15 protein-coding genes, 1 tRNA gene and 3 pseudogenes are annotated in these 24,174 nt (G+C 61.6%); 11 read left to right on the forward strand and 8 right to left on the reverse strand.

What is annotated here, in order from left to right:
* Positions 1-34: 34 nt before the first annotated feature.
* On the reverse strand, positions 35-1,246 hold the full coding sequence (locus Thiosp_RS06590) for an IS110 family RNA-guided transposase (protein WP_323696718.1): 1,212 nt from the start codon (positions 1,244-1,246) through the stop codon (positions 35-37).
* Between the two features lie 91 nt (positions 1,247-1,337).
* Here Thiosp_RS06590 and Thiosp_RS06595 point away from each other — a divergent pair.
* The 4 genes and pseudogenes from Thiosp_RS06595 to Thiosp_RS06610 all read left to right on the forward strand — a co-directional run.
* Positions 1,338-1,634 (forward strand): annotated as a pseudogene (locus Thiosp_RS06595) (PD-(D/E)XK nuclease domain-containing protein); the annotation flags it as partial.
* 89 nt (positions 1,635-1,723) lie between these two features.
* Positions 1,724-3,271 carry an ATP-binding protein gene (locus tag Thiosp_RS06600; RefSeq protein ID WP_323696945.1) on the forward strand — a complete coding sequence of 516 codons (1,548 nt, stop codon included), beginning with the start codon at positions 1,724-1,726 and terminating at the stop codon, positions 3,269-3,271.
* Positions 3,272-3,360: 89 nt separating this feature from the next.
* On the forward strand, positions 3,361-4,908 hold the full coding sequence (locus Thiosp_RS06605; RefSeq protein ID WP_323696946.1) for an ATP-binding protein: 1,548 nt from the start codon (positions 3,361-3,363) through the stop codon (positions 4,906-4,908).
* Positions 4,909-5,002: 94 nt separating this feature from the next.
* Positions 5,003-5,578 (forward strand): annotated as a pseudogene (locus Thiosp_RS06610) (AAA family ATPase); the annotation flags it as partial.
* A gap of 7 nt (positions 5,579-5,585) precedes the next feature.
* Here the strand turns inward: Thiosp_RS06610 and Thiosp_RS06615 are convergent.
* A complete protein-coding gene (locus Thiosp_RS06615) occupies positions 5,586-6,956 on the reverse strand; it encodes an IS4 family transposase (protein WP_323696602.1) in 1,371 nt (456 codons plus the stop codon).
* Positions 6,953-7,834: a DUF4338 domain-containing protein gene (locus Thiosp_RS06620; RefSeq protein WP_323696489.1), complete on the reverse strand. Its 882-nt coding sequence runs from the start codon at positions 7,832-7,834 to the stop codon at positions 6,953-6,955. The genes Thiosp_RS06615 and Thiosp_RS06620 overlap by 4 nt, the downstream gene beginning before the upstream one ends.
* Before the next feature lie 102 nt (positions 7,835-7,936).
* On the opposite strand from Thiosp_RS06620, the pseudogene Thiosp_RS06625 reads away from it, so the two are divergent.
* Positions 7,937-8,920 (forward strand): annotated as a pseudogene (locus tag Thiosp_RS06625) (PD-(D/E)XK nuclease domain-containing protein); the annotation flags it as partial.
* Between the two features lie 94 nt (positions 8,921-9,014).
* On the opposite strand, the gene Thiosp_RS06630 reads toward Thiosp_RS06625, so the two are convergent.
* Together Thiosp_RS06630 and bchE are read right to left on the reverse strand one after the other, a co-directional pair.
* A complete protein-coding gene (locus tag Thiosp_RS06630) occupies positions 9,015-10,550 on the reverse strand; it encodes an MBL fold metallo-hydrolase RNA specificity domain-containing protein (protein WP_201063389.1) in 1,536 nt (511 codons plus the stop codon).
* A 56-nt stretch (positions 10,551-10,606) separates the two neighbouring features.
* Positions 10,607-12,373 carry a magnesium-protoporphyrin IX monomethyl ester anaerobic oxidative cyclase gene (gene bchE / locus Thiosp_RS06635; RefSeq protein ID WP_201063390.1) on the reverse strand — a complete coding sequence of 589 codons (1,767 nt, stop codon included), beginning with the start codon at positions 12,371-12,373 and terminating at the stop codon, positions 10,607-10,609.
* 196 nt (positions 12,374-12,569) lie between these two features.
* Here bchE and cobD point away from each other — a divergent pair, with 196 nt between their 5' ends.
* The 5 genes from cobD to Thiosp_RS06660 all read left to right on the forward strand — a co-directional run bounded on the left by cobD (position 12,570) and on the right by Thiosp_RS06660 (position 17,227).
* Positions 12,570-13,619: a threonine-phosphate decarboxylase CobD gene (gene cobD, locus Thiosp_RS06640; RefSeq protein WP_201063391.1), complete on the forward strand. Its 1,050-nt coding sequence runs from the start codon at positions 12,570-12,572 to the stop codon at positions 13,617-13,619.
* Between the two features lie 49 nt (positions 13,620-13,668).
* Positions 13,669-14,394 carry an orotidine-5'-phosphate decarboxylase gene (gene pyrF, locus Thiosp_RS06645; RefSeq protein WP_201063392.1) on the forward strand — a complete coding sequence of 242 codons (726 nt, stop codon included), beginning with the start codon at positions 13,669-13,671 and terminating at the stop codon, positions 14,392-14,394.
* 2 nt (positions 14,395-14,396) lie between these two features.
* A complete protein-coding gene (locus Thiosp_RS06650; RefSeq protein WP_201063393.1) occupies positions 14,397-14,780 on the forward strand; it encodes a hypothetical protein in 384 nt (127 codons plus the stop codon).
* 584 nt (positions 14,781-15,364) lie between these two features.
* Positions 15,365-16,663: a flagellin N-terminal helical domain-containing protein gene (locus tag Thiosp_RS06655; protein ID WP_201063394.1), complete on the forward strand. Its 1,299-nt coding sequence runs from the start codon at positions 15,365-15,367 to the stop codon at positions 16,661-16,663.
* Positions 16,664-16,894: 231 nt separating this feature from the next.
* The gene (locus Thiosp_RS06660; RefSeq protein WP_201063395.1) at positions 16,895-17,227 is read left to right on the forward strand and encodes a hypothetical protein; all 333 of its coding nucleotides are present in this window, start codon (positions 16,895-16,897) and stop codon (positions 17,225-17,227) included.
* A 142-nt stretch (positions 17,228-17,369) separates the two neighbouring features.
* Here Thiosp_RS06660 and Thiosp_RS06665 read toward each other — a convergent pair whose 3' ends face one another.
* The 3 genes from Thiosp_RS06665 to Thiosp_RS06675 form a co-directional block, all read right to left on the reverse strand.
* A complete protein-coding gene (locus tag Thiosp_RS06665) occupies positions 17,370-19,616 on the reverse strand; it encodes a polysaccharide deacetylase family protein (protein WP_201063396.1) in 2,247 nt (748 codons plus the stop codon).
* A 364-nt stretch (positions 19,617-19,980) separates the two neighbouring features.
* A complete protein-coding gene (locus Thiosp_RS06670) occupies positions 19,981-22,587 on the reverse strand; it encodes a carbamoyltransferase HypF (RefSeq protein ID WP_201063397.1) in 2,607 nt (868 codons plus the stop codon).
* 128 nt (positions 22,588-22,715) lie between these two features.
* Positions 22,716-22,792: transfer RNA gene (locus Thiosp_RS06675), tRNA-Pro, on the reverse strand.
* Positions 22,793-23,086: 294 nt separating this feature from the next.
* On the opposite strand from Thiosp_RS06675, the gene Thiosp_RS06680 reads away from it, so the two are divergent.
* Positions 23,087-24,082, forward strand: coding sequence for a GGDEF domain-containing protein (locus Thiosp_RS06680; protein WP_201063398.1), 996 nt, complete (start codon positions 23,087-23,089; stop codon positions 24,080-24,082).
* Positions 24,083-24,174 lie beyond the last annotated feature (92 nt).

Consider the following 24,174-nt stretch of genomic DNA (forward strand, 5'->3'; position numbering starts at 1 on the left):
GGTTGTCAGCATTGGCTCAACATGCGGCCACTGATCAGACCGCTTGGGCGTTCACTTGAGGCATCTCCTGGCGCACGATGTCCCAGAGAAAACCGGCCAGCTCCCGGGCAATGGCCACGCACACCAGCTTGGTGTTTTTGCCGGCACCGGTGAGCGTGCGGTAGCGCCCGCACAGGCGCACCTGCGCCTTCCAGGCGATGCGTCTGGCCCCGGCTGAGGCGTTCACGGCCTTGCCTCGGAGATGCTTGGTCTGGCGTGCCGGGAAGCGATAGCTCCAGGCCGATTCGATCAACATGCGCCGGGCGTGGCTGTTGCCGGTGAGCGTAATCGCCCCTTGGCGCCGCCGTCCGCCACTGGAGTGCTCGCTGGGGACCAGTCCGAGGAAGGCCATCAGTTGGCGCGGGGAGTCGAAACGACTGATATCGCCCAGTTCAGCGAGCAGCACGATCGCGGCGAGCTTGTCGATACCGCGCAGCGCCACCAGGGAGTCAACCACGGGGGCAAGTGACCACTCCGGCAATGCGCGCATGAGCTGATCGGTGAGCTGAGCGACGCGCTCACCGGCGGCCCGCTCAGCGTCGATGTAGTTCTGTAGCACCACCTGCTGCCAAGGATCGGCCATTTTCAGTCCGGCCAGCCAGTTCTCATGCGCCGCACCCCAGCGCGTCTTGCCGGTGGGCCAGTGGTGACCGTGACGCAGCAAAAAGGCGTTGAGCTGCTGACGGGCTTTGCGTTCCTGGGCTTTAATATCATCGCGCGCGCGGCTGAGATCGCGCATGCGCTCCTGCTCTTGGTCGGGAACCCAAACCGCGGTGAGATCGCCGCTGCGCAGCAGTCGCGCGAGCTTCAGCGCATCGCGCCGGTCGGTCTTGATGCGCTCGGCGGCTTTCTTGGGAATCAGCGATGGGGCAACGACTTGGCAATCATGGCCGCTGGCGAGAAGCTGGCGATAGAGTCCATACCCGCAGGGACCGGCTTCGTAGCAGAACAACAGCACCGCTCCATCATAGGCTTCGCTCAGACGGGCGATGAGTTGCTCGATCTTCTTGGGCTTGTTAGCAATCTCGCCACGATAAATCGGCTCCTGACGTCCCGGCTCAGCCACCGCCACGGCGATGGTGTCTTTGTGCACATCCAGGCCAATATAGGCGCCGTGCTTGTGTTCCGGCTGGTTACTCCCGTGCAGCAAGGCGGATAGGGACGATGCGCTCTCGATGCGATCGGTTGCTGGGTTAAACTGCTTCATGACCTGCTCTCCTCAAGGTGGCTCTGTGTCGGTGGTTCTCCATCCTCAACATAACCTACATGCGTTGAGGATGGGCAGGTCAAAACATCATGTCTACTACGCCAGCGTTTTCTATGCCTATTTCGCCAGCCTGGGATTTGACCTGACGCCAGAGGAGAGCAGCAACGCTGGGCGGCTGGATTTGACTGTAAAGTTCAATGGTCAGATTTACCTGATCGAATTCAAGGTGGTCGAGCACAGCGGCGAGGGAGCGGCCATGGCGCAGCTCAAGGCCAAAGGCTACGCCGACAAATATCGTGGCCAAGGCCAGCCGATTCATCTGGTTGGGGTGGAATTCAGCGCCGAACAGCGCGCAGTGCTGGGCTTCGAGGTCGAGACTCTGAATTGACGTGGGGTCTTGCCCAGGGAAAAACCCAGCCAGCCTGCTAGACTGCGACCGTATCCAGTAGAGAATGGCCACTCGTACCAGGTCCGCCTATGTCGCGCAAAAAGCTTCCAATCGGTGTTCAGAACTTCGCCGAGATTCGGGAAGGCGGGTATTACTATGTCGACAAATCGGGCTTTGCCTTGCGGCTGGTCTCCGAAGGGAAATACTATTTCCTTTCCCGTCCGCGCCGTTTTGGCAAGTCGTTGTTTCTGGATACTCTGGCGGAGCTTCTCAGTGGCAACCGGGAATTGTTCGCTGGCCTTGAGGCGGAGCACAAATGGAACTGGGACCGGCGCCATCCGGTGATTCGGCTGAGTTTCGGCGGTGGGGTGGCGCGCGAGCCTGCGGATCTGAAGGAGAAGATTTGGGAGCAGTTGCGCGTCAATCAAAAGGCGCTGGGTATCCGTTGCTCTGAGCCAACTGCGCAGGGCTGCTTTGCCGAGCTGATTCGGGAAGCCAAGGTCCAGGCTGGAGCGCCGGCGGTGGTGTTGGTGGACGAATACGACAAGCCCATTCTCGATAATCTCGGGGACAAGGAAACCGCGCGGGCCATGCGCGATGGACTGCGCGATCTGTATTCAGTCATTAAGGACTCGGACGCCCATCTGCGTTTTGTCTTCCTCACCGGGGTGAGCAAATTTAGCAAGGTCAGTCTGTTCTCGGGGCTCAACAACCTCAAAGACATCACCGTCGACGAGCGTTACTCCGCGCTGTGCGGTTATACCGAAGAGGATTTGGACCAGGTCTTTGCTCCCGAGCTGGAAGGCCTGGATCGCGATCAGATTCGCGCCTGGTATAACGGCTACAACTGGACCGGCGATGCCGTCTACAACCCCTTTGACGTGCTGCTGCTGTTCGACAGCCGGCTGTTCCGCCCCTGGTGGTTCGAAACCGCCACGCCAACGTTTCTCATCGATGTCTTGAAGGACAGGCACACCTGGCTGCCGGCACTGGGTGACTTGCGCGCCGATAGCGAACTGCTCTCCGCTTTCGATGTTGGGCATATCAGCACCGAGGCACTGCTGTGGCAGACCGGTTATCTGACGATCGACAGCCAAGAATTTGTCTTTGGCGAATATCGCTATCGGCTGCGCTATCCCAACCGCGAGGTTTACCAAAGCCTCAACAACAGCCTGCTGCGCGCCTGGACCGCCGACGGGCAGACAACCCTGGCGAACAAGACCCGCCTGGGCGACCTGCTGCTGGCTAATGACTTTGACGGCTTGAAAGACCTGATCACTGCCTTTTTCGCCAGCATTCCGCACGACTGGTATCGCAACAACCCGATTTCCCAATACGAGGGCTACTACGCCAGCGTCTTCTATGCCTATTTTGCCAGCCTGGGGCTTGATCTGACGCCGGAAGAGAGCAGCAACGCCGGGCGGTTGGATTTGGCTGTAAAGTTCAATGACCAGATTTACCTGATCGAATTCAAGGTTATCGAGCACAGCGGCGAGGGAGCGGCCATGGCGCAGCTCAAGGCCAAAGGCTACGCCGACAAATATCGTGGCCAAGGCCAGCCGATTCATCTGGTTGGGGTGGAATTCAGCGCCGAACAGCGCGCAGTGCTGGGCTTCGAGGTCGAGACTCTGAATTGACGTGGGGTCTTGCCCAGGGAAAAACCCAGCCAGCCTGCTAGACTGCGACCGTATCCAGTAGAGAATGGCCACTCGTACCAGGTCCGCCTATGTCGCGCAAAAAGCTTCCAATCGGTGTTCAGAACTTCGCCGAGATTCGGGAAGGCGGGTATTACTATGTCGACAAATCGGGCTTTGCCTTGCGGCTGGTCTCCGAAGGGAAATACTATTTCCTTTCCCGTCCGCGCCGTTTTGGCAAGTCGTTGTTTCTGGATACTCTGGCGGAGCTTCTCAGTGGCAACCGGGAATTGTTCGCTGGCCTTGAGGCGGAGCACAAATGGAACTGGGACCGGCGCCATCCGGTGATTCGGCTGAGTTTCGGCGGTGGGGTGGCGCGCGAGCCTGCGGATCTGAAGGAGAAGATTTGGGAGCAGTTGCGCGTCAATCAAAAGGCGCTGGGTATCCGTTGCTCTGAGCCAACTGCGCAGGGCTGCTTTGCCGAGCTGATTCGGGAAGCCAAGGTCCAGGCTGGAGCGCCGGCGGTGGTGTTGGTGGACGAATACGACAAGCCCATTCTGGATAACCTCGGGGACAAGGAAACCGCGCGGGCCATGCGCGATGGGCTGCGCGATCTGTACTCCGTTATCAAGGACTCTGACGCTCATCTGCGCTTTGTTTTTCTGACCGGAGTGAGCAAATTCAGCAAGGTGAGCTTGTTTTCCGGGTTGAATAATCTGAAGGATATCACCGTCGATGCGCGCTACTCTGCGCTCTGCGGTTATACCGAAGAGGATCTGGATGGCGTCTTCGCTCCCGAGCTGGCAGGTTTGGACCGCGAACAGATTCGCGCCTGGTATAACGGTTATAACTGGACCGGCGATGCCGTTTACAACCCTTTTGACGTGCTGCTGCTATTCGACAGCCGGCAATTTCGCTCCTGGTGGTTCGAGACTGCAACGCCGACTTTCTTGATCGATGTGCTGGCCGGTAGGCATACGTTCGTACCCAGTCTGGAGCGCCTGCTGACGGATGAACAGCTTCTTTCGACCTTCGATGTCGACTACATCGCCACCGAGGCTTTGCTGTTCCAGACCGGCTATTTGACGATTGATCACATGCGCCAGCACGGAGCTGTGACTCAGTATGTCTTGCGCTACCCAAATCTGGAAGTTCGCTCCAGTCTGAACAATGCCTTGCTGCATCAGCTGCGCGGTCGTGCGTCAGACACGCCAAGTCAGGCCGCACGCCTCTACGACCTGCTCGAAGCGAATGATTTCAGAGGTTTGAAAGACCTCTTCACCGCCTTTTTCGCCAGCATTCCGCACGACTGGTATCGCAACAATCCCATCGCCCAATATGAGGGCTACTACGCCAGCGTCTTCTATGCTTATTTCGCCAGCCTGGGATTTGACCTGACGCCAGAGGAGAGCAGCAACGCTGGTCGGCTGGATTTGGCCGTCAAGTTCAATAACCAGATTTACTTAATCGAATTCAAGGTGATTGAGCACAGCGGCGAAGGCGCGGCCATGGCGCAGCTCGAGGCGAAAGGTTATGCCGACAAATATCTTGGTCAAGGCCAGCCGATTCATCTGATTGGGGTGGAATTCAGCGCAGAACAACGCGCAGTGGTGGGGTTCGAGGTCGAGACGCTGAATTAACGCCTCGCGGGCTTTGCCTTGCTGGACTTTCCTGTCGATTGCGACCACATCCAGAGAAGATTTCAGAACATATTCACTCGCCACAGGTCCGAAGATGTCGCGCAAGAAGCTTCCAATTGGTGTTCAGACCTTCGCCAAGATGCGCGAAGACGATTACTACTATGTCGACAAGACCGGCTTCGCCCTGCGTCTGATCGACGAAGGTAGCCACTATTTTCTCTCCCGTCCGCGCCGTTTTGGCAAGTCGCTGTTTCTCGATACCTTGGCGGAATTGTTCAGTGGCAACAGGGAATTGTTCAACGGGCTCGTGGCGGAAAACCAATGGGACTGGAGTCGCCGCCATCCGGTAATTCGGCTGAGTTTCGGCGGTGGGGTGCTGCATAGCCGCGCCAAGCTCGAGGAAAAGATAGACGAATTGCTCACTGACAACCTCGAACGCCTGGGCGTGAGCGCCACGCACCGCAGTCCATCCGGGCGTCTCCAGCAGTTAATCAAGAGCGCCGGGACTGCTTGCGGGGAAAAGGTCGTGGTCCTGGTGGACGAATACGACAAGCCCATTCTGGATAATCTCGGGGACAAAGAAACCGCGCGGGCCATGCGCGATGGGCTGCGCGATCTGTATTCAGTCATTAAGGACTCTGATGCTCATCTGCGCTTTGTTTTTCTGACCCATACCATTACCCATAACTATCCCTGACGCTGCGGTAAGCCTCCAGCGCCATGACAAAATCGGGGATGCGCTGCAACCCAATCCAGAGCGTCTTCGGTCCCGGGAACCCATCGGATTTGCGGTTGAGAAAGCCGCCCAGGGAGGCGACCATGCGCACCATGGTATCGAGCGAGGGCGGCTGCTCGGGTGGCGCTTGTTTCTGGGTGACCAGATAGACCGCCTTCCATTCCTCCTCGGCAAAGACCGCATCGCAAGGCAACTCCGGGCACTCGCGCCCGAGCATGGTCAGGTACAGCACCCGCCACGCGATGATCATGTACAAAGCGAGCGCCGGCTCCAGGCGCTCGCGCGTCTCGAGCTGCAGCTCCTCGATGCGGCAGCCACTTTTTAAGATCCGGAAAAAAATCTCCACTTGCCACCTGCAAAGATACCAGGAGAGCGTCTCGATGGCCTCCTCGGCGCTCTGCACCGCCAGATTGGTCAGCAACAGCCAGTTGAGTGGCTCCTCGCCGGCGGGTGGATTGACCTCGGTGGCGAGCAAGGCCGTGACCGTGACATCGGGCAAGGTGCGATCCGGGCGCCAGGGTGCCTTCAGGGTCACGCGCACCACCTTGATCTCCTGCTTGACCTGGCGTGCTTTGGCCCCCTTGGTGGCGGGACGCTCGAAGGTGATCTCGGTGAGCACCGCAGCGGCGTCCAGGGCCTCATTGAGCTTTCTGCCATCGGCCAAGCAGCGGTCGCGATGCTGCACCCGTACCAGCCAATCGGCGCTGTTCTCGGGGATGGGCGCTTCAACAAACAGGTCGTAGATGTCGCCCTCGCGATCGGCAACATAGGTCAAGCGCGTGTCGCTCAGTTCCTCGGCCAGCGCATTGACGCGCGCGTAGCCATCGACCCAGCGCACGCTTTCTTTCTCCTCCAGTGGGCGGCGCGAGTCTTTGTCCTGGCCCAGGCTACCGGGCTCGCGCACAAAAGTGTGCAAATCCAGCAGCCCCAGCGCGAGGCGCTCGGGCGTGACCGCCAAGGTGGGATGGATGTACATCCCATAGCGGCTCTCAAAGTTCAGTGGCCCAAGACCGACAATGCCTTTTTTGGTTGTATAGTCCAGCTCGCTGGTATCTTGGATACACAGCACCCGCGGATGCTCGCGCAGACGTTCTTCGGTACAAGCAAAATGGGGTGCGAGGATCTGCTCGGCGGTGACCGTGGGATGATCGAAAAAGCGATAGGCGGCCCGGGTCTCATACCAACCGTTGCAAGCCCCGGGAATACTTTGTGTCGGCTTGGCGCCGAGGGTTTCAAGCACCTGTTGGGCGCGATGATTCAGGCGCTTGTCGCCCAGAGAGATGTCCTGCAGTTCAGAGGCCAGCGCGATCATGCCACCACCCCCAGGGCGGCGCGGAAGTCCGCCGCCAGCGGGTAGACATAGATCGCCTTGCGCGGCAGCGCGGCCCGATGGGTGCGGTCGCACTTGCCGCGCCCGGTGGTTTCGCCCAAGTCGTGCCAGTTGGCGGCACGGTAACAGGTCCCGGCAAAGCGTGGGGTCTCGACAAAGGTCTCCAGCAGCACCAGACGCTCGCCATAGCGGGCGGGAAAGTCGACACTGACTTGCCGCGCGGCCAAGGACAGCACCTTGGAGGCGAGGTGTTTGACCTGCACCCAGGGCAGGATGAGGAAGCGGGCGTTGTTGAGCACCCGTCCCAGGTGTGCTTGGCGCTGCGCGGGCGTCCAGCCAATCCAGCGGTCGCGGGCAGCGACTTTCCAGGCCGCCGCGCCAAAGCCGATGGCGCCGAGCAGACCGCCATCCCACTGGATCAGGTAGCGCAGCTGCGCACCAGGCAGGGGACTGTAGCCGAGGTAGTGGTAGCGCTCGATCAGGCCGTTCCATAATTGCGAGGCCCTTCGATCATCAACGCGCGCCAGGCGCAAGCCGCTGAGCGCGCGCAGCGGGACGGACACTGGGATCGGTTCGGGCCGGGACTCGGGGCGCGGGACGAAGCGCCGCCCATTGCCATTGCCGCAGGTCGGTGGCGGCAGCACAATGAGCCCGGCACGATGCAACCGCAGCAGTCCCACCCGGGCACTCATGAGCTTGGGGCGGCCTTGGATATCGGTCCACTCCAGCGCGCGGCACACCCGCCGAGCGATCTCCGCGCGCAGCGGCGGCTGCGCCAGCGCGATCTCCTGGCGAATGCGCGCTAAGTCGGTCTCGTTGAAAGGGCGCCCACATAAACGGCTTGGAATCGCTTGGTCCATGGTCTCCCGTCCCCTTGCTGAAGATGAAAGGGCATCTCAGCAGAACTCGGGAGCTGTGTCCAGCCCCGGACGACGCTGGGGCGGGGAGATATGGGTAATGGTATGTTTCTGACCGGGGTAAGCAAATTCAGCAAGGTGAGCTTGTTTTCGGGGTTGAACAACCTGAAGGACATCACAGTCGACTCGCGTTACTCCGCGCTCTGTGGCTACACCGAAAAGGATATGGACGAGGTCTTCTGCCCCGAGTTGGAAGGCCTGGATCGGGAGCAGATTCGTGCCTGGTATAACGGCTACAACTGGACTGGTGATGCCGTTTATAACCCCTTCGACGTGTTGCTGCTCTTTGACAGCCGGTTGTTCCGACCCTGGTGGTTCGAAACTGCCACGCCAAGTTTTTTGATCGACGTGCTGACCGCCCGTCAGACATTTGCGCCGAAACTCGGCCGGCTGATTGCCAATGACCGGCTGCTGTCGGCCTTTGACGTCGACTACATCGCCACTGAAGCGCTGCTCTTTCAGACCGGTTACTTGACCATCGATAGCATGCGCGAACGCGGTGCATCGACGGAATACCGGCTGCGATATCCCAATTTGGAAGTGCGCGCCAGTCTCAACGGTGCCCTGCTCGACGCGCTGAGCGCGCGCAGTTCCGCAGTGGCTGAACAAAGCTCTCGTCTCTACGATCTGTTGCTTGCCAATGACTTCAGCGGTCTGGAACAGCTCTTCACCGCCTTTTTCGCCAGCATCCCGCACGACTGGTATCGCAACAACCCGATCTCCCAATACGAGGGTTACTACGCCAGCGTCTTCTATGCCTATTTTGCCAGCCTGGGGCTTGATCTGACGCCAGAAGAGAGCAGCAATGCTGGTAGGCTGGATTTGGCGGTCAAGTTCAATGACCAGATTTACCTGATCGAATTCAAGGTCATCGAGCACAGTGGCGAGGGCGCGGCCATGGCGCAGGTTAAGGCCAAGGGTTATGCCGATAAATACCGTAGCCAGGGCCAGTTGACTCATCTGATCGGGGTGGAGTTTAGCGCCGAACAACGCGCTGTGGTGGACTTCGAGGTGGAAACCCTGGACTAACGCGGCTGGTGCGTTGCCGGCTCGGAAGTTTCGTCCCTTTGGGTTCAGGTCAAGACGGTGGCCGGATGCCTGAACTCCGGGCAACTCCGGGATGTCATCTATCGCCCACTGGGATCAGCACTTGCGTCGAGCCGGTCGGCAATGCCTTTCGCAACGCATCGCGCAGCGCCGCCTTGGCGTCGGTGTCGCCATGTATCAGGCGAATCTCCTGCGGCGGCGCCGGAATGCCCGTGACGAAATCGATCAAGTTGCGTTGATCGGCATGCGCCGAGTAGCCGCCGATGGTGTGAATCTGCGCGCGGATGTTGTGGCGCTCGCCATCGAGCATTACATAGCCGCCGCGTGGGCCATAGCGCTGGATGTCGCGCCCCGGGGTGCCGGCGGCCTGGTAGCCGACAAAAAGCACATCATGGCGCGGGTCGCCGAGCATGGCCTTGAGGTAATTGACCATGCGCCCGCCGGCGCACATGCCGCTGGCGGCGATGACCACGGCCGGCTGGCGGCTGTGGGCGAGGTAGTTGACCATGCGCTGGTGGGCGTCGTGGGAGTCGACTGTGATCAGCTGCTCGAACGCCAGCGGGTGGCGGCCGTGGCTTAGGCGCGACTTGGCCTCGGCATCCCAGTGCTTGCGCAGGCGCTGGTAGCCGCGGGTAAAGTCGGCGGCGAGCGGCGAGTCCAGGACGATTTGTAAGTCGCGCCAGGTGGCCGCTGTCTCGCCTAGCTGGTGAAACAGCTCTTCCAGCTCATAGAGCAGCTCTTGGGTGCGGCCGATGCTGAAGGCGGGGATGAGCACGGTGCCGCCGTCGGCCAGGGCATGCTCGATGGCCGCGCGCAGGCGCTCCGCGCGGGCGGAGCGGTCCTGGTGGTTGTGATCGCCATAGGTGCTTTCCAGCACCAGCACATCGGCGCGTTCGGGTGGCTGTGGGCCGGGCAGCAGCGGCGTGTCGGGTGCGCCCAGATCGCCGGAGAAAACCACACGCCTCCCGGACTTGTCGCCACTCCCGCTGTCACTTTGGCCCCGCTCCTTGTCGGTGCGACTGTCGCCGCGCTGGTTTCCAGAACCGGTGGCGCTCTGGTCGGTCTGTCCGCTGGTGCCTCTGTTGGCGCTTGCGTCCATGGCCGAGCGCATGCCTTTATCGGAGTCATGGACATCGCACTCCACATAGGCCGAGCCAAGAATATGCCCAGCCGGTTGCAGGCGGATTCGCAGCTTGTCGGTGACTTGATTCCATTGGCCATAGGGCAGGGCGATGGTGCGCTCCTTGACCACCGCCAGCACTTGTTCGATCAGCTTGCGGTTGCGGGTGACGCCGATCTCGAGCGCATCTTCTAGCACCAACGGCAGCAGCTCACTTGATGCCGGGCTGCACAGGATGGGGCCACGATAGCCTGCGGCGAGCAGATAGGGCAGTCGACCGCAGTGGTCGATATGCACATGCGTCAGTACCAGGGCGCGAACGGGTGTGATATCGAAGCCGATCTCAAGATGCGCGGCACCGGCGCCATCCGCTCCGGCCTCCGCGCCTTGAAACAATCCGCAGTCGATCAGCAGCGAGCTGCCGTCTGCCAGCTCCAGCTCGTGGCACGAACCGGTCACGCCATCGACGGCGCCGTGGTGTTTAATGTGCATAGAGGTCACTCCCTGACCAAGACCATCTATCACGATCGATCAGGCGCCAGAATCGATCAAGCCTCCTCGGGCACCCGCTCCGGCTTGCTGGCCGCAGGCGGCGGTGTCGGCATGGCGACCTGGGCGCTGCTTGGCTCCGGGCGCGGGCCGCTGCCACCGCAGCCGCCGGGCTGGCATTTGGCGGTACCTGGGGGCAGGTCGCTGATATCCTCAAGCTGCTGATTGCCGCCGCCGCAGGCTTTGGGCATGGCGCCAGAAATCGTCGGTGCCGGGGTGCCTGCGGGGGCGCTACCCGGACGCTTGGCTGGCGGAGCCTTTTTCCAGGCATTGTGGTCGGGCTCGACGATCTTCGTCTTGTTCTTATCGTAATCGAACTTGATCAGCTTCTTGAACATCGGCCCCCAGTAGTTCTGCTTACCCAGCTGATAGAAGCGCCGCTCCATGGCGCTCTTGAGGAACGCCTTGATGCAGCCGATCAGATACTTGCGACGGAAGGGGTCGCGCACCCAGGGATACTGGAAGAACATCCGCTTCATGTAGAAGCGCCGGTAGTTGGCCATGACGCCATCGAGCAGCTCGGCGCGGTCGATGTTGTCGGGCTTCATGATGGGCGAGACGAAGTTGTACTTGGAGTAGTCGAACACCTCGACCTTGTCGCCCATCTCGGTGAACATGTCCGAGAACGGCCAGGGGGTGTACATCGACCAGTTGGCCATGTCCGCGCCCCAGTCCATGACCATGTTATAGGTTTCTTCCAGGGTCTCTCGGGTCTCGTTCTCCAGGCCGACGATGAACTGCGCCTCGGTGACGATGCCGTTTTCCTGCAACAGCCGCACCGCGCGCTTGTTCTGCTCGATCGTGGTCTCCTTGACGAAGCGATCCAGATTGAGCTGCGCGGCGGCTTCGGTGCCGAGCGACACATGCACCAGACCGGCCTTGCGGTAGAAGGGCAGCAGATCCTCGTCGCGCATTACGTCGGTGACGCGGGTGTTGATGCCCCAGTGGATGCCCAGATCGCGGTCGATGAGTTCCTGACAGAAATCGACGAACATCTTCTTGTTGATCTGGGGTTCTTCGTCGGCCAGGATGAAGAAGCCCACCCCGTGGACCTTCACCAGCTCCTCGATCTCATCGACCATGCGCTTGGGGTTGCGCACGCGATAGTCGCGCCAGAACTTCCACTGCGAGCAGAAGCTACAGGTGAAGGGACAGCCGCGCGCCATGTTCGGGGTGGCCACCGGCACGCCGAGCGGGATGTAGATGTACTTTTTCCACTCCAGGATGCCCCAGTCCGGCCAGATCGCATCCACGTCACTGATTGATGGCTCGGCCTCGGGGGCGATGACCTTGCCGTTCTCGTCGAGGAAGGCGATGCCGCGCACGGACGCGCGCTCGGCCGGCCAGCGGCCTTCGTCGATGCAGCGCACCAGATTCAGGGTGACGGCCTCGCCCTCGCCGCGCACGATGACATCGATCCAGGGTGCCTCGTCCAGCACCTGGTTGTACATAAAGGTGCCGTGGATGCCGCCGAGCACGGTGATGGCGTTCGGATGCTCTTCCTTGGCAATCTGCAGCACGCGCTGGGCGGCGTAGATCATGGGCGTCATGGCCGTGGTGGCGATGATGTCCGGCTGGGCCGCGCGGATGGCCTGACGCATCTGCTCGTCGTCGAGTTTGTCCACCAGGCCGTCGATGAACTGGTAATCTTGATAGCCACCCGATTTCAGATAGCCTGCAATATAGGCAACCCAGGCCGGCGACCAGTTGCCGGCGATGTCGGCGGCACCGGCGCTGTAGTTGGGGTGAATGAACAAAATGCGCATGCTGATCTCCGCAGGATTGAACCAAGAGCGGTTCCGCTAACTTGACCGGGTATAGCAGCAAATTCGCTCCGGGCTGTCAAACCTTTGCGGCCCGCCGCCTTGGTCTGCGCTGGGCTGCCCGGGCCCCCGCCCGACCAGGGTCCAGTCAGATCGTCGCCGCTGGTGAGTCGATGCGCGCGCGGTGCATACTGCGCGGATGACACAAGGTCTTGTTGACTCATGCCAGGGCGGGGAGGGCGATGCACTGGCGCACGGTGGGCGCTTGCAAGAAGCCGCAGCGCGCTTTGGCATCGCGCGCGCCGACTGGCTGGACCTGTCCACCGGCATTAACCCAAGCGGCTGGCCGGTGCCGCCGGTGCCGGCGTCGTCCTGGCAGCGGCTGCCTGAGGACAATGACGGGCTGGAGACCGCCGCGCGGGATTACTATGGCTGCAATGCGCTGCTGCCTGTTGCCGGCTCCCAGGCCGCCATTCAGGCGCTGCCTTGGCTGCGCGGGCCATCGCGGGTCGCGCTGCTGGCACCTGCCTATGCCGAGCACGCCGCCGCCTGGCGTGCGGGTGGTCATCAGGTAACCAGCGCCGATGCCCTCTGTGGTCCGCAAGCCCTCGCGCCGCGCGTCGATGAACTGGTCGATGGCAGCGATGTGCTGATTCTAGTCCAGCCCAATAATCCAACCGGCCTGCGCTTCTCCCACGAGCAGTTGCTTGACTGGCATCGCCGTCTGGCCGAGCGCGGCGGTTGGTTGATTGTCGATGAGGCTTTCATGGACGTCACGCCGGAGCAGAGTCTGGCTGCCTGCTGCCCGCAGCCTGGGTTGATGGTGCTGCGCTCGCTGGGCAAATTCTTCGGGCTCGCCGGTGCCCGTGTCGGCTTCGTGCTGGGTGAACCTGATTTATTGGCGCAATTGCGCCGGCGCCTTGGCCCTTGGACGCTCACCGGCCCGGCGCGCTGGGTGGCGACTCAGGCACTGTGCGATCAGGACTGGCAACTGCAAACCCGCGCAGCATTGGCTGCCGCCGGGCAGCGGTTGTCTGACTTGCTCAGCCGTCATGGTCTCCCGCCGGCTGGTGGCTGTGCGCTATTTGCCTGGGTGCGCGATGATCGGGCGGAGGCGATTTGGGGCCAGCTTGCGGGGCAGGGCATCCTAACCCGCCTGTTTCGCGAGCCTCCCAGCCTGCGCTTTGGCTTGCCTGGCGATGAGCAGGCCTGGCAGCGGCTCGAGCGCGCGCTGCGGGGGCTAGGGTAGAATCTCGGCACCATCCGTCCGCCGCAAGCCCTGAGAAAAGGCTGACCCAATGACTCAAGATTCTCTCTCCACCAAAGCCATCCCCGTCGATGAGCGCCTCATCGTCGCCCTTGACCTGCCAGATGCCGATGCAGCCAAGCATCTGGTCCGTGGCATCGGTCCCGCCTGTCGTTTCTACAAAGTGGGCCTCGAGCTGTTCATGGCTGGCGGCTACTTCGATCTGGTCGAATGGTTGCGGGCACAGGATAAACGGGTGTTTTGCGATCTCAAATTCTTCGACGTGCCAGAGACGGTCGGGCGTGCCGTGCGGCGGCTGCGGGATCGCGAAGTCGATTTCGCCACCGTGCATGGCAACGACACCATGCTCGAGGCCGCCGCGCGCGAGAAGGGCGATGTCAAAATCCTCGCCGTCACCGTGCTGACCAGCCTCGACCGGTCCGACCTGGACTCCCTCGGCTTTGCCTGCGATGTCGAGGAACTGGTGCTCTCTCGCGCTCGGAAAGCCCTGCGACTCGGCTGCGACGGAGTGATTTCCTCCGGGCTCGAAGCACCGCGCCTGCGCGCCGACCTGGGTGAGAACTTTCTGGTCGTTACCCCCGGCATTCGCCCGGTCGACAATCGCCCAGTCGACGACCAAAAGCGCACGGTCGATATCGAGCAAGCCTTTCGCAATGGCGCGGATTATGTCGTCATCGGTCGCCCCATCCGCGACGCCGCCGACCCACGTGTCGCGGCCGAACAGGCACAGCGTCAGATTGCCGGCGTCTTCGGCTGAGCATGGAATTCTTTGCCAAAGCCAACTGCCCGCTGACGCCCGAGACACTTCAGCAGCGCCTGACTGGCCCCGAGCTCGCGGCCTGGTGCGATGCCATCGACAAAGTGCTCTGGTGGGACGGCGAGCAGGGCGAAATCTACTGCCTCTGGGGCCAGTTCCGCGTCCAGCGCGAGCCCATCCGCGACGGGCTGCGCTTTACCCTGCCGGGCTGCCCCAACGCCCTGGCCTGGACCCTGACCTGCGACCCGCCGGGCTCCCCCAGCCCGGGCGTGCTGGTGCACTGCACCATCAACCGCAGCGAGCACGAGCCGGACTTTATCGAGTCCATTGAGCTATTCGTCGAAGACTGGCGCGCCGGCATCGAGCGCCAGTGCGCCGCTGACTAAGCTCAACCCCGCCGCTTCCACAACCAGGCTCGCAACGGGCCGGTATTCCCGCCTGTTTCTTATCGATTCGTGCATGTGACGGAAAAATGTCGCCGCCGCGGCATCTTCTTGCCGTCTGGTCGCGAAGGCGCATGGCAGAAGGGTTTTAACCGTGTGGCGAAAGGTGGTGCGGCACCGCGTGGCGCGGATTTTCGCCAACAGCAAAAGCTGAAACTTCGGCGAGAATTCCGATGCGTCGATAAATTGACGAAAAAGTGGTTTGACTCCTGTCCAAAGGCTCGTCGAGACAAGGGCAAAGGAGGTTTTTAGTTAAGTAAGTTGTTGTTGGTAAATTAAAAAATAAATGTGGCACGGCTCTCGCTTATAGGCAAGCAAACCGCCATGCGTCCGGTGACTGTCGCTAGAGGCAGCACCGGGCAAGCAGCCAGACTGGCACTGTCAGAACCGGCTGCGGGCATCCGGTGGTTTGTGTGCAGAGGGATGGTCCCCTGCGCCTGATTCTTGAATAACGCGCGGCCGGCGATGGCCCTGACCCTGTCCCGAAAGAATGACAGGCGCGTCAAGCAGCCGACAGGAGAGCAACCGTGGCACAAATCATCAACACCAATGTTCCGTCGCTGAATGCTCAGCGAAATCTCGCCGTCAATCAAAAGGGGCTCGCTACAACCTTGGAGCGTCTGTCCACCGGTTTGCGAATCAACAGCGCCAAAGACGATGCTGCCGGCCTAGCGATCAGTGAGCGGTTTACCACCCAGATCAGAGGTTTGGATCAAGCGACGCGCAATGCAAATGACGGAATCTCGTTGTCGCAGACCGCTGAGGCGGCGTTAAGCACAGTTGGTACGAATTTGCAAAGGATTCGTGAGCTTTCTGTGCAAGCAGCCAATGGAACAAACTCGGCAAGTGATCGTAAAGCGCTTGACGAGGAGGTTCAGCAACTAATTAGTGAAGTTCGACGTGTTGCCTTAAACAGTGAATTCAATGGCGAGGCAATTCTAGATGGTTCCAAAGGTTCATCGTTTTTTCAGATCGGCCCCAATCAAGGGCAAATGATTTCGATAACTAACATGGATTCGCGTCCGATAAAATTAGGGAATCAAGAAGCAGCTTTTGTTGATGGTCAAGGGCTGGAAGCGTATCAGTTGGAACAGATGACGAACGACATCGCAGTCACTGTCGGTGATATTACAATTACACCCGCAGCTATTCCTCCACTCACTCCTCCAGGTGCAACTAATATTGTTGCTGCTGGGCCGCACAATAGTTTAGAAGATGCGGTTTCAAGTTTGAATGCGGAGATCCAGAAGAAGATAGACGCTGGAGACGACGAGGGTAAAGGCTGGGCTAAAGTAGGATTGAAGGCGTTCCTTAGGACAAATAATGATGGGACAACAGGTATTGCCATTACGAGTAATTACAATCCAGGTGAACTTGATACGAATGCGTCGATTTTTAGTGTTGCTGGTGGAGCTACAAATGGAGTATTGGATGCTGATGGGAATGCTGACGACAAGACCTTGTTTGATGGCAGTGCCTCTGTCATTCAAGCGCTCGATCCCTTGGATGCTACTACCCCGGGGGTGAGTGTTTTGACGCGACAAGAAGCCTCCAGAGCGATGGGGATTGTTGACGGCGCTTTAAACCAGATTAACTCCTTGCGTGCAGAAATGGGGGCGGTGCAAAGACGTTTCGAAACCACCATCGATAACCTTCGAGTAGGACACGAAAGCATGTCCGCCGCCCGCTCCCGCATTCGCGATGCCGACTTTGCCGCAGAGACCGCCGAGCTGACTCGGGTCCAGATCTTGCAGCAGTCTGGTATCTCGGTCTTGACCCAGGCCAATGCGCTGCCGCAGCAGGCGCTGCAATTGCTAGGCGGCTAACGCGATGGCACAACAGATGCTGTCAATCTTGCCGCCGAGGCGCGAATTGGTCAGTCAATTTTCACCAACTGGCGCGGGTGTCGACACGAACATCCCGCCAGGGTTTTTCAGACGCGCGGTGCATGCCGTGCTTTCAGTCGGGATTTCGCCAATGTCCGAGCATGGCTAACCCCTGGCTTTGGCGCATAAACCCAGTCCTCGTGTCACCACAATCTAAACAGGAGAGCGCACGTGTTAGAACTCAATCAAGCCCACTTGTCCGGTCCGATGCCCCGGAATTTGAATACCATCAAGCAGCAGGCCGAAAGCGCCGAAAAACCGACGGGTTCTGCGACAACTGCGGTCCCGGCGGAAGCGCCAAAGGCGGAGCAGGAAGAGTCGCTGCTCAAAATTTCAGCGCAAATGTCCAGGCTGGCAACGACAAGCGGCGATAGCCCCCCGAAGCTGACCAGCGCCGCGTCAGCCGCCGAGGCGGCAGCCGGGCTTAAGGGCGAAAGCTTCATGGAGGCCCAGGCAGGCAATAGCGACAGCCTTCGCCAGCTTGCTGCGCTCTTGCTCGATTAGAGGGGGGGCGGCACAACCGTCATGAACCCGGCAACCTTAATGCACCAGGCCTGAGGGAAAACCTCGGCCTGGTTTGTTGCTGAGGTCCCACATGAAGCAGTCGCCTGTTGGCGGTTCCCTGCTGAAATCCTCTACCCTGATCTCAGGCGAGATAAATCCGCTCAAGCGCGCTGCGGCCGAGGTTGCCATTCTTGTCCTCGGCGACCAGGAAGTAGCGGATGTCGCCTCGGCCCGGCGGTAACTCGGCTGTGAAGTAGTGCGCGGTGACGCGCGCGCCTGTCTCGCAGGGGTAGGGGCCGTGGTCGGTCATGTCGAATACTTGCTCGCTCGCCGGATCACCTGCGGCAGGGCGCAGATGCAGCCTGACCCGCGCGATGCCGGAGAGATCGTAGGCAAAGCAATGCAGGGTCGCCTCGCGCGGGGCGGGCTCGAGTCCATTTGGGCGCCATTGCTGGCCGCCGGGGTTCTCGGGCGTGACCCAGGGCGGGAAGATGGTTGGGCCGGTTTTGTCGCTTTTGGCGTCGGCCATGCGCTGGAATTCGGTCCCGGCCAGGGACCATGCCTGGTTGGCGGCGCGGGTGACCTGGCCATCCCACACATCTTGTCCGGTCCAATACCAGTAGTCGCTGGCCTCGGCAGTGAGCATCAGGCGGGCCAGCTTGGGCAGCAGCGGGTGTTCGGGCTCGGTGTCTTCGAGCGAATGCACGGCGTTTTGCAGCGCGGTCAGCACGGCCCAGGAGTTGAGGTCGGGCGAGTAGGGCTCGCGGTAGCGGCTGAACCACTTCATGAACTGCGGATCGCCGTTGTCGGCGCCGCTCCAGGAGCCGGGCTCGACATGGACAGCCTGACTGGGATCGGGCGGGAAGCGGTCGAGATAATCTGCGATGGTGGTCAGCTCAAAGCGCGGGTCTCCTGCAAGCCACTCGAGCAGGGCGGCGGTATTGTGGCGGTAGTAGCTCTCGGCGCCGCCGCCGTGGTTGTCGCCATCGGAATGTAGCAGGAAAAACGGCGGATGCTTGGGGTCGAAATGGCCGTGGCGTTCGAGCTCGGCGTAGACCTGACCGAGCACATCGGGATATTGCAGGGCGCCGAAGCCGCCGCGCGCGTCCTCGTTGCCAATGTAACGCTCGGCTGGCACACCGATGATTTTGTGCTCGGTGCCATCCGGGTCGGTGTAGGCCAGGTATTCGGGCTTGAGCAGGCTGGGAGCGATGTCCGAGCCGGTCCAGACGTTGCTCAGGCGGAGCCAGTCATCGGCGGGCGGATTGGTCTGCTCGGCCGGGTTGGGCGGCAGCATGCCCTCATTCGGGCCGCCGTAGGGGTAGTCGCGGCAGGCGCGGTAACGGTGGATGGAGTCGTAGATGACGGCGCGGACGCCGGCCTGATTGAGCGCCGGGATGATGCGCGGATGAAAGGCGGTCTCGGGCGGGAACAGAATATCGGATGCCGGCGCGCCGAAGACGCGTGGGATGAGCTCACGGTGTTGCTGGATCTGGCGCACGATGTTGCGCGCAGGGATCAGCGGCATCAGCGGGTGGTAGAAGCCGAAGGCGCTTAAGTCCAGCCGGCGGTTGCCGCTGGCGGTGGTCAGCTTGGCGACCCGACGCAGCTCGGCGGTCCAGTCGCTGAAGCGGCCGCCGGCGCGACCGGTCTCGGCGCAGCGCTCGAGCTGTTCGATCAGCGAACCGCTCCAGCTGCAGCTCAGGCCCGCGTGGGGTAGTCCCGAGTCGGCATACTGGCGGATGGCGGCGGGGACAAAGTCCGTATAGGGGCCGCCACGGGTGCTGAAGATGCCGTCCTTTTCACCATCCCAATAATTCGGATCAGCCGCATCGTAGTAGGGCTGGTGCATGTGCTTGTGGATGCCGAAGTAGAGCTTCGGCAAGTCCTTGCCCGCGCTGATGCGCGGGGTTGCGCTGGGCTTGGTGCCTTGGGTGCTGCCAGCGTCAGTTTTCGCGCTGCTGCTGATCCCCTTGCGCGCGCCCACTCCGGTCTCTGTCCCGGGGCTGTGAGTAGAAGATGGTGTCGCGCGCCCTTCGCGCACGAGGTGCAGGGCGCGAAAGGTTTTGATCCAGTCATCGCCGCCGGCGCGGGTGAAGTTGGCTTGGCGGCAGCCCTCGATCTGGACTTGGATCTCACCTTCGCTGAGCAGGCCGGCGGGGATTTCCGCGCGGTATTGATAGCCTTCCTCGGTGTTATCGGTGAGCCAGACGATCTGCTGGTTGCGAAACAGGTGCTCGTGCCCGTGCTGGCGCAGGATGACCTGAGGGAAGGGGATGGCGCCGTCGGCAGTCAGTGTGACGCTGAAGGCGGGGTTGCTGCCTTTCTCGTCGCAGATGAGCTGCGAGGGGAGTTCGACGGCGAGGAAGCGGGTGAAGATGTCGTTCATTGAATGTGACTTGACGCTGATGTGTGGGGCGCCTTTAGGTGTTTGCTGGGTGTTTTTGCTGGCGCTGAACGTTTAGGTGGCTGTTTTAGACCTGCGCGGATGGCTTTGGACCAGGGGTACGGTTTTGGGTCGCTTTGGATAGCTCCGGGTCGGGTAGCGCTCGCGGGGGACGCCGTGAATACGTCCTTGTAGGCTTGCGACGGCATCCATGCCGTCGAACACCCCCGCGAGCCCTACCCGGCCCGGAGCTGGCGAGTGCATTTGGTTGGCTCGGTTTTTATCGCTGCGGCTAGCGCGTCTGATTGACTGGCGGGTTCTTGCGGCTCGGTCGCGTTGTGGGTTGGCGCGTTTGGTGCCTATTGTCTCAGAGATGGCGTTGTGCGGTGCGATCTGTTTGTTGTGTGCTTGCCGTTTCCAGGTTTGCGGCGGCGATCAGGGCTTGTCCGAGGGCGATGCCGCCGTCGTTGGCGGGGACTTGGCGGTGGGTCAGGATGCGCATTCCGGCCTGCTCGGCTTGGCGGATGACGGTTTCGAGCAGGATGCGGTTCTGAAAGCTTCCGCCGGAGAGGGCGAGGGTGTCGATGTGTTGTTCGCGCGCCAGATCGACGGCGAGGTTGGTTAGTGCTTTGGCGAAGCCGGTGTGGAAGCTTGCGGCGATGCGGGCGGACGTGATGCCGTTGCTTAAGTCGTCCAATAGGGCTTGCCACATCGGAGCGGGGTCGAGTTGGGTGCCCTCGGCTGTGCGGATGAGGGCGAAGGGGTAGCCGGGATCTTGAGGGGTAGCGTCGGGCGCGGCTTTGGAAAATGCGCCGGCTTGGGCATTGGGGTTGCCAAGTTCGCCGCTGGCGAGCGCTTCGAGCTCCATCGCGGCTTGTCCTTCGTAAGCAAGCCGCTCGGGGCAGATGCCGAGCGCGGCGGCGACGGCGTCGAATAGGCGTCCTGTTGATGAACTCAATGGTGCGTTGAAGCCGTTGTCGATCATGCGCAGCAGCGTGTCGATGGGTGCTGCGGTGAGGCCGGGAGCGAGTCCGGGCAGGTCGTTGAGCCAGGGCCATTGGTCGCGGGCGGATTGCCAGCCGAAGGCGGTGTGCAGTTGAGCGAGGAGGTTGCGCCAGGGCTCGCGCGCGGCGCGGTCGCTGCCGGGTAGGGGTGTGGGGCGCAGCCAGGCCAGGCGGGTGAAGCTGTGGTAATCGGCGCGCAGCAGTTCCCCGCCCCAGAGGTGACCGTTGCTGCCCCCGTCGCTTCCCCTATTGCTGCAATAGCCGAGGCCGTCGAGGGCGATGCCGAGCACGGGGCCTGCGTCCTTGGGCCAGCCGTTGTCGGCCAGCACGGCGGCGATGTGGGCGTGGTGGTGCTGGACCTGGATTAAGGGTGCATCCAGCTCGGCGGCGAGGCGTCGGCCGACGGCACTGCTGCGGTAGTCGGGGTGCAGGTCCACTGCGATGGCCTGCGGGCGGTGCTGGAACAGGTCGCGATACAGTGCGAGTGTGCGCTCGAATTCGCGCAGGGTCGCGGGCTCGTCGAGGTCGCCGAGATGTTGCGACAGAATCAGGCGCGGTGCGTCGAGCAGGCAGAAGGTGTTTTTCAGCTCGCCACCGAGTGCGAGGATGGGGGCGGCGTTGTCGAACCCCTCGGGCGCCAGCAGCGGCGCTGGTGAATAGCCGCGGGCGCGGCGCAGCAGGCGAGGGTGGCCGGCATCGACCCGCGCGAGCGAGTCATCGATGCGGTTGATGATGTCGCGATCATGCAGCAGCAGCGCATCGGCCATGGGGGCGAGGCGCTCACGCGCGTCCTCGTTGGCGATGGCCTGGGGCTCGTCACTGCGGTTGCCGCTGGTCATTACCAGCGGGCGGTCCCAGTCCGCGAGCAGCAGCAGATGCACCGGGCTGTAAGGCAGCATAACACCCAGGCGGTGCTGTCTGGGGGCGATGCCTGGGGCTAGCTTGGGAGCCAGGTTGGGGGACTGTTTGGGGGCTAGCTTGGGGGCCATATCCTGGGGTGGCCCGTCGCCTCGACTGACGGATTGGCTGGAGAACTGGCTGTTGTGATCTTCGCTCTTGCGCGCGAGCAGCACGATGGGCGCGGCTGGTGACTGCAGCAGGATGGCTTCCTGCTCGCTGAGTTGGCAGTAGTGGCGAATGACGCCAATGTCGCGGGCCATCAGCGCGAAGGGCTTGGCGTCGCGCGCTTTGCGCTGGCGCAGGCGTGTGACTGCCTCGGTATTGGTGGCATCACACGCCAGATGAAAGCCGCCAATCCCTTTGATGGCGATGATCTGCCCGGCGGCAAGCAGACGGCTGGCGAGCGCGATCGCGTCGACCGCCTGGAGATCAGGCGGCGCGAGCGGCTGGCCCTGGGTGTCTTCCAGCCAGACCCGTGGTCCGCATACCGGGCAGGCATTGGGCTGGGCGTGAAAGCGCCGGTTGGCCGGGTTGTCATACTCGGCCTGGCAGTCCGGGCACATCGGAAAAGCGGCCATGCTGGTGTTGGCGCGGTCGTATGGGATCGCCCGCAGGATGCTCAGCCGGGGGCCGCAGTGGGTGCAATTGGTGAAGGGATAGCGATAGCGGCGATTGGCCGGCTCGGCAATTTCGGCGGCGCAGGCGGCGCAGGTGGCGGCATCCGGCACAATGGCGGTATGCACCTCGGTAGCGGCGCTGGCAATGATCTTGAATTCAGTCTCGCCCGCTGGCGGGGCGCTCCCTGGGGGCAGTGGTGCGCGCTCGAGTCTGTCGATACGCGCCAGCGGTGGTGCGTGTTCGCTTAGCTGATGACAGAAGGTGTCGGCCGTGTTGCTGTCTGGCGCCCAGAGTCGGATCAGCACGCCGTCGCCATCGTTTCGCACATCGCCGCGGCAGCCGAGGCTGTTTGCCAGGTGCCAGACATGCGGGCGAAAGCCTACGCCTTGGACCAGGCCGCGGACCCGGACCTGCTCGGCATGAAGGCTGGAGGAGGCTTGCGTATGGTTCACCCGTTGGGATCAACCTGATCGGGTTGGCGGGTCAGCTTGGCTGAGATCGGGTTGGGGGCTGGGCGATCGGGATGGAAGATGCAGAGAGGGGGAAAGGCTACGGAGGCAAAAAAGCTGCCTGCGAATAATGGTCCGGGCGGCAGGATTTGAACCTGCGACCCCCACAACCCCATTGTGGTGCGCTACCAGACTGCGCTACGCCCGGAAGCGGTGAAGAGTAATGACACGGGAGGCGGTTGTCAATTTGCGCGATGGGGATCTGAGCGGCCCATGTCCGAACCATGGCTGCCCAGTGCCTGCTCAATGTTCGCACGCAACCGAGATGTGCACGCAGCGGGCGCCAGCGGACCCACGATTTGGTCAGGTATTTCGTGATGAGGAGCCCGTAATGGCGCAGTTTCCGCTGTTAAAAACACTGGATTGCATTAGACTCAATCTCATTGACCTTTTTGAGGTGCGCGGGCGAACGGACTGAGTGTTGATATGGGCGGAAGTCACCATGGCTGCAACTGAATCGAATCGAGAACCAAACCCAGGACTCGGGCCCGGACCCGATCGCGCCGCCGACCAAGCGACGGGGCAGAATGACAGGCGCGCGGCGCTTAGGCTTTTTCTCGGCGTCGTGCTGCTGTCTGGCGTGCTGGTGGCTGGCGGCGCCTTCCTGTTCTACCGCGCCGAGTTGTCTGATGCTGCGGCAGTGGTGCCTGAGGCGAGCCAATCACTGCCGCAGGCTGGTGAGGCTGGTCTGTCGCAAACACCACCGGCGGCGCTGGCATCGGCAGGCGGGCAGGGCGCGAAGGCCGAGCGTCGCGGGACCCTGATACGCCTGTGGGTCTTTTCACTGGTGATTTTTCTCGCCATGGTGGTCGGCGGTTGGTTCCTGGTCGATGCGCGCATGAAATGGATTCGCGAGAAGAAGCGGGCGCAGACGCTGGCCGATTTCGATTTCGTGACCAACTTACCCAATCGCGCCTTGTTTTTCGACCGGCTTGAGCGCATCCATCTGCATTCAGCCCGCTACCGCCGCAGCTACGGACTGATCGTCATGGACCTCGACGGCTTCGGCGAGGTGAACGAAAAATTCGGCTACAGCGACGGTGATCAATTGCTGATCCGCGTCGGGCGCATGCTGACTAACAGCCTGCGCTACTCAGATACGGTGGCGCGCATCGGCGGCGATGAGTTCGCGGTGCTGCTGACCGAGGTCAGCGATGTCGGCGCTGCCATGATGCTGGGGAAAAAAATGGCGGCGGCGATCAGCGCACCCATTCGCCTGCCGGGTGGCTATGCGGAGATCACCGCCAGTATCGGCGTGGCGGTATTTCCTGAGCATGGCAGCAGTGTCGATGATATCTTGCAGGCGGCCGATCAGGCGATGGATCGCGCTAAGCGCGAGGGTCAAGGCATTTGCTTGCTGGCGCTCTCACCCGACGAATATCCGGACACCGAAGACTTGGCCGCCGGCTTGGTTGTCGCCGAGGAAGAACTGCCTTAAAAGCTGCGAAGTGATGCGTGGTGCTCTTGCCGCGGGCAGCGGTCAACGTATCGTGACGGGCTGCAAGGGCTTCGGCGACCATGAATATCCGC

Origin of the sequence: Thiorhodovibrio litoralis, from assembly GCF_033954455.1 — a bacterium.
In the GTDB taxonomy this organism is placed as follows: domain Bacteria; phylum Pseudomonadota; class Gammaproteobacteria; order Chromatiales; family Chromatiaceae; genus Thiorhodovibrio; species Thiorhodovibrio litoralis.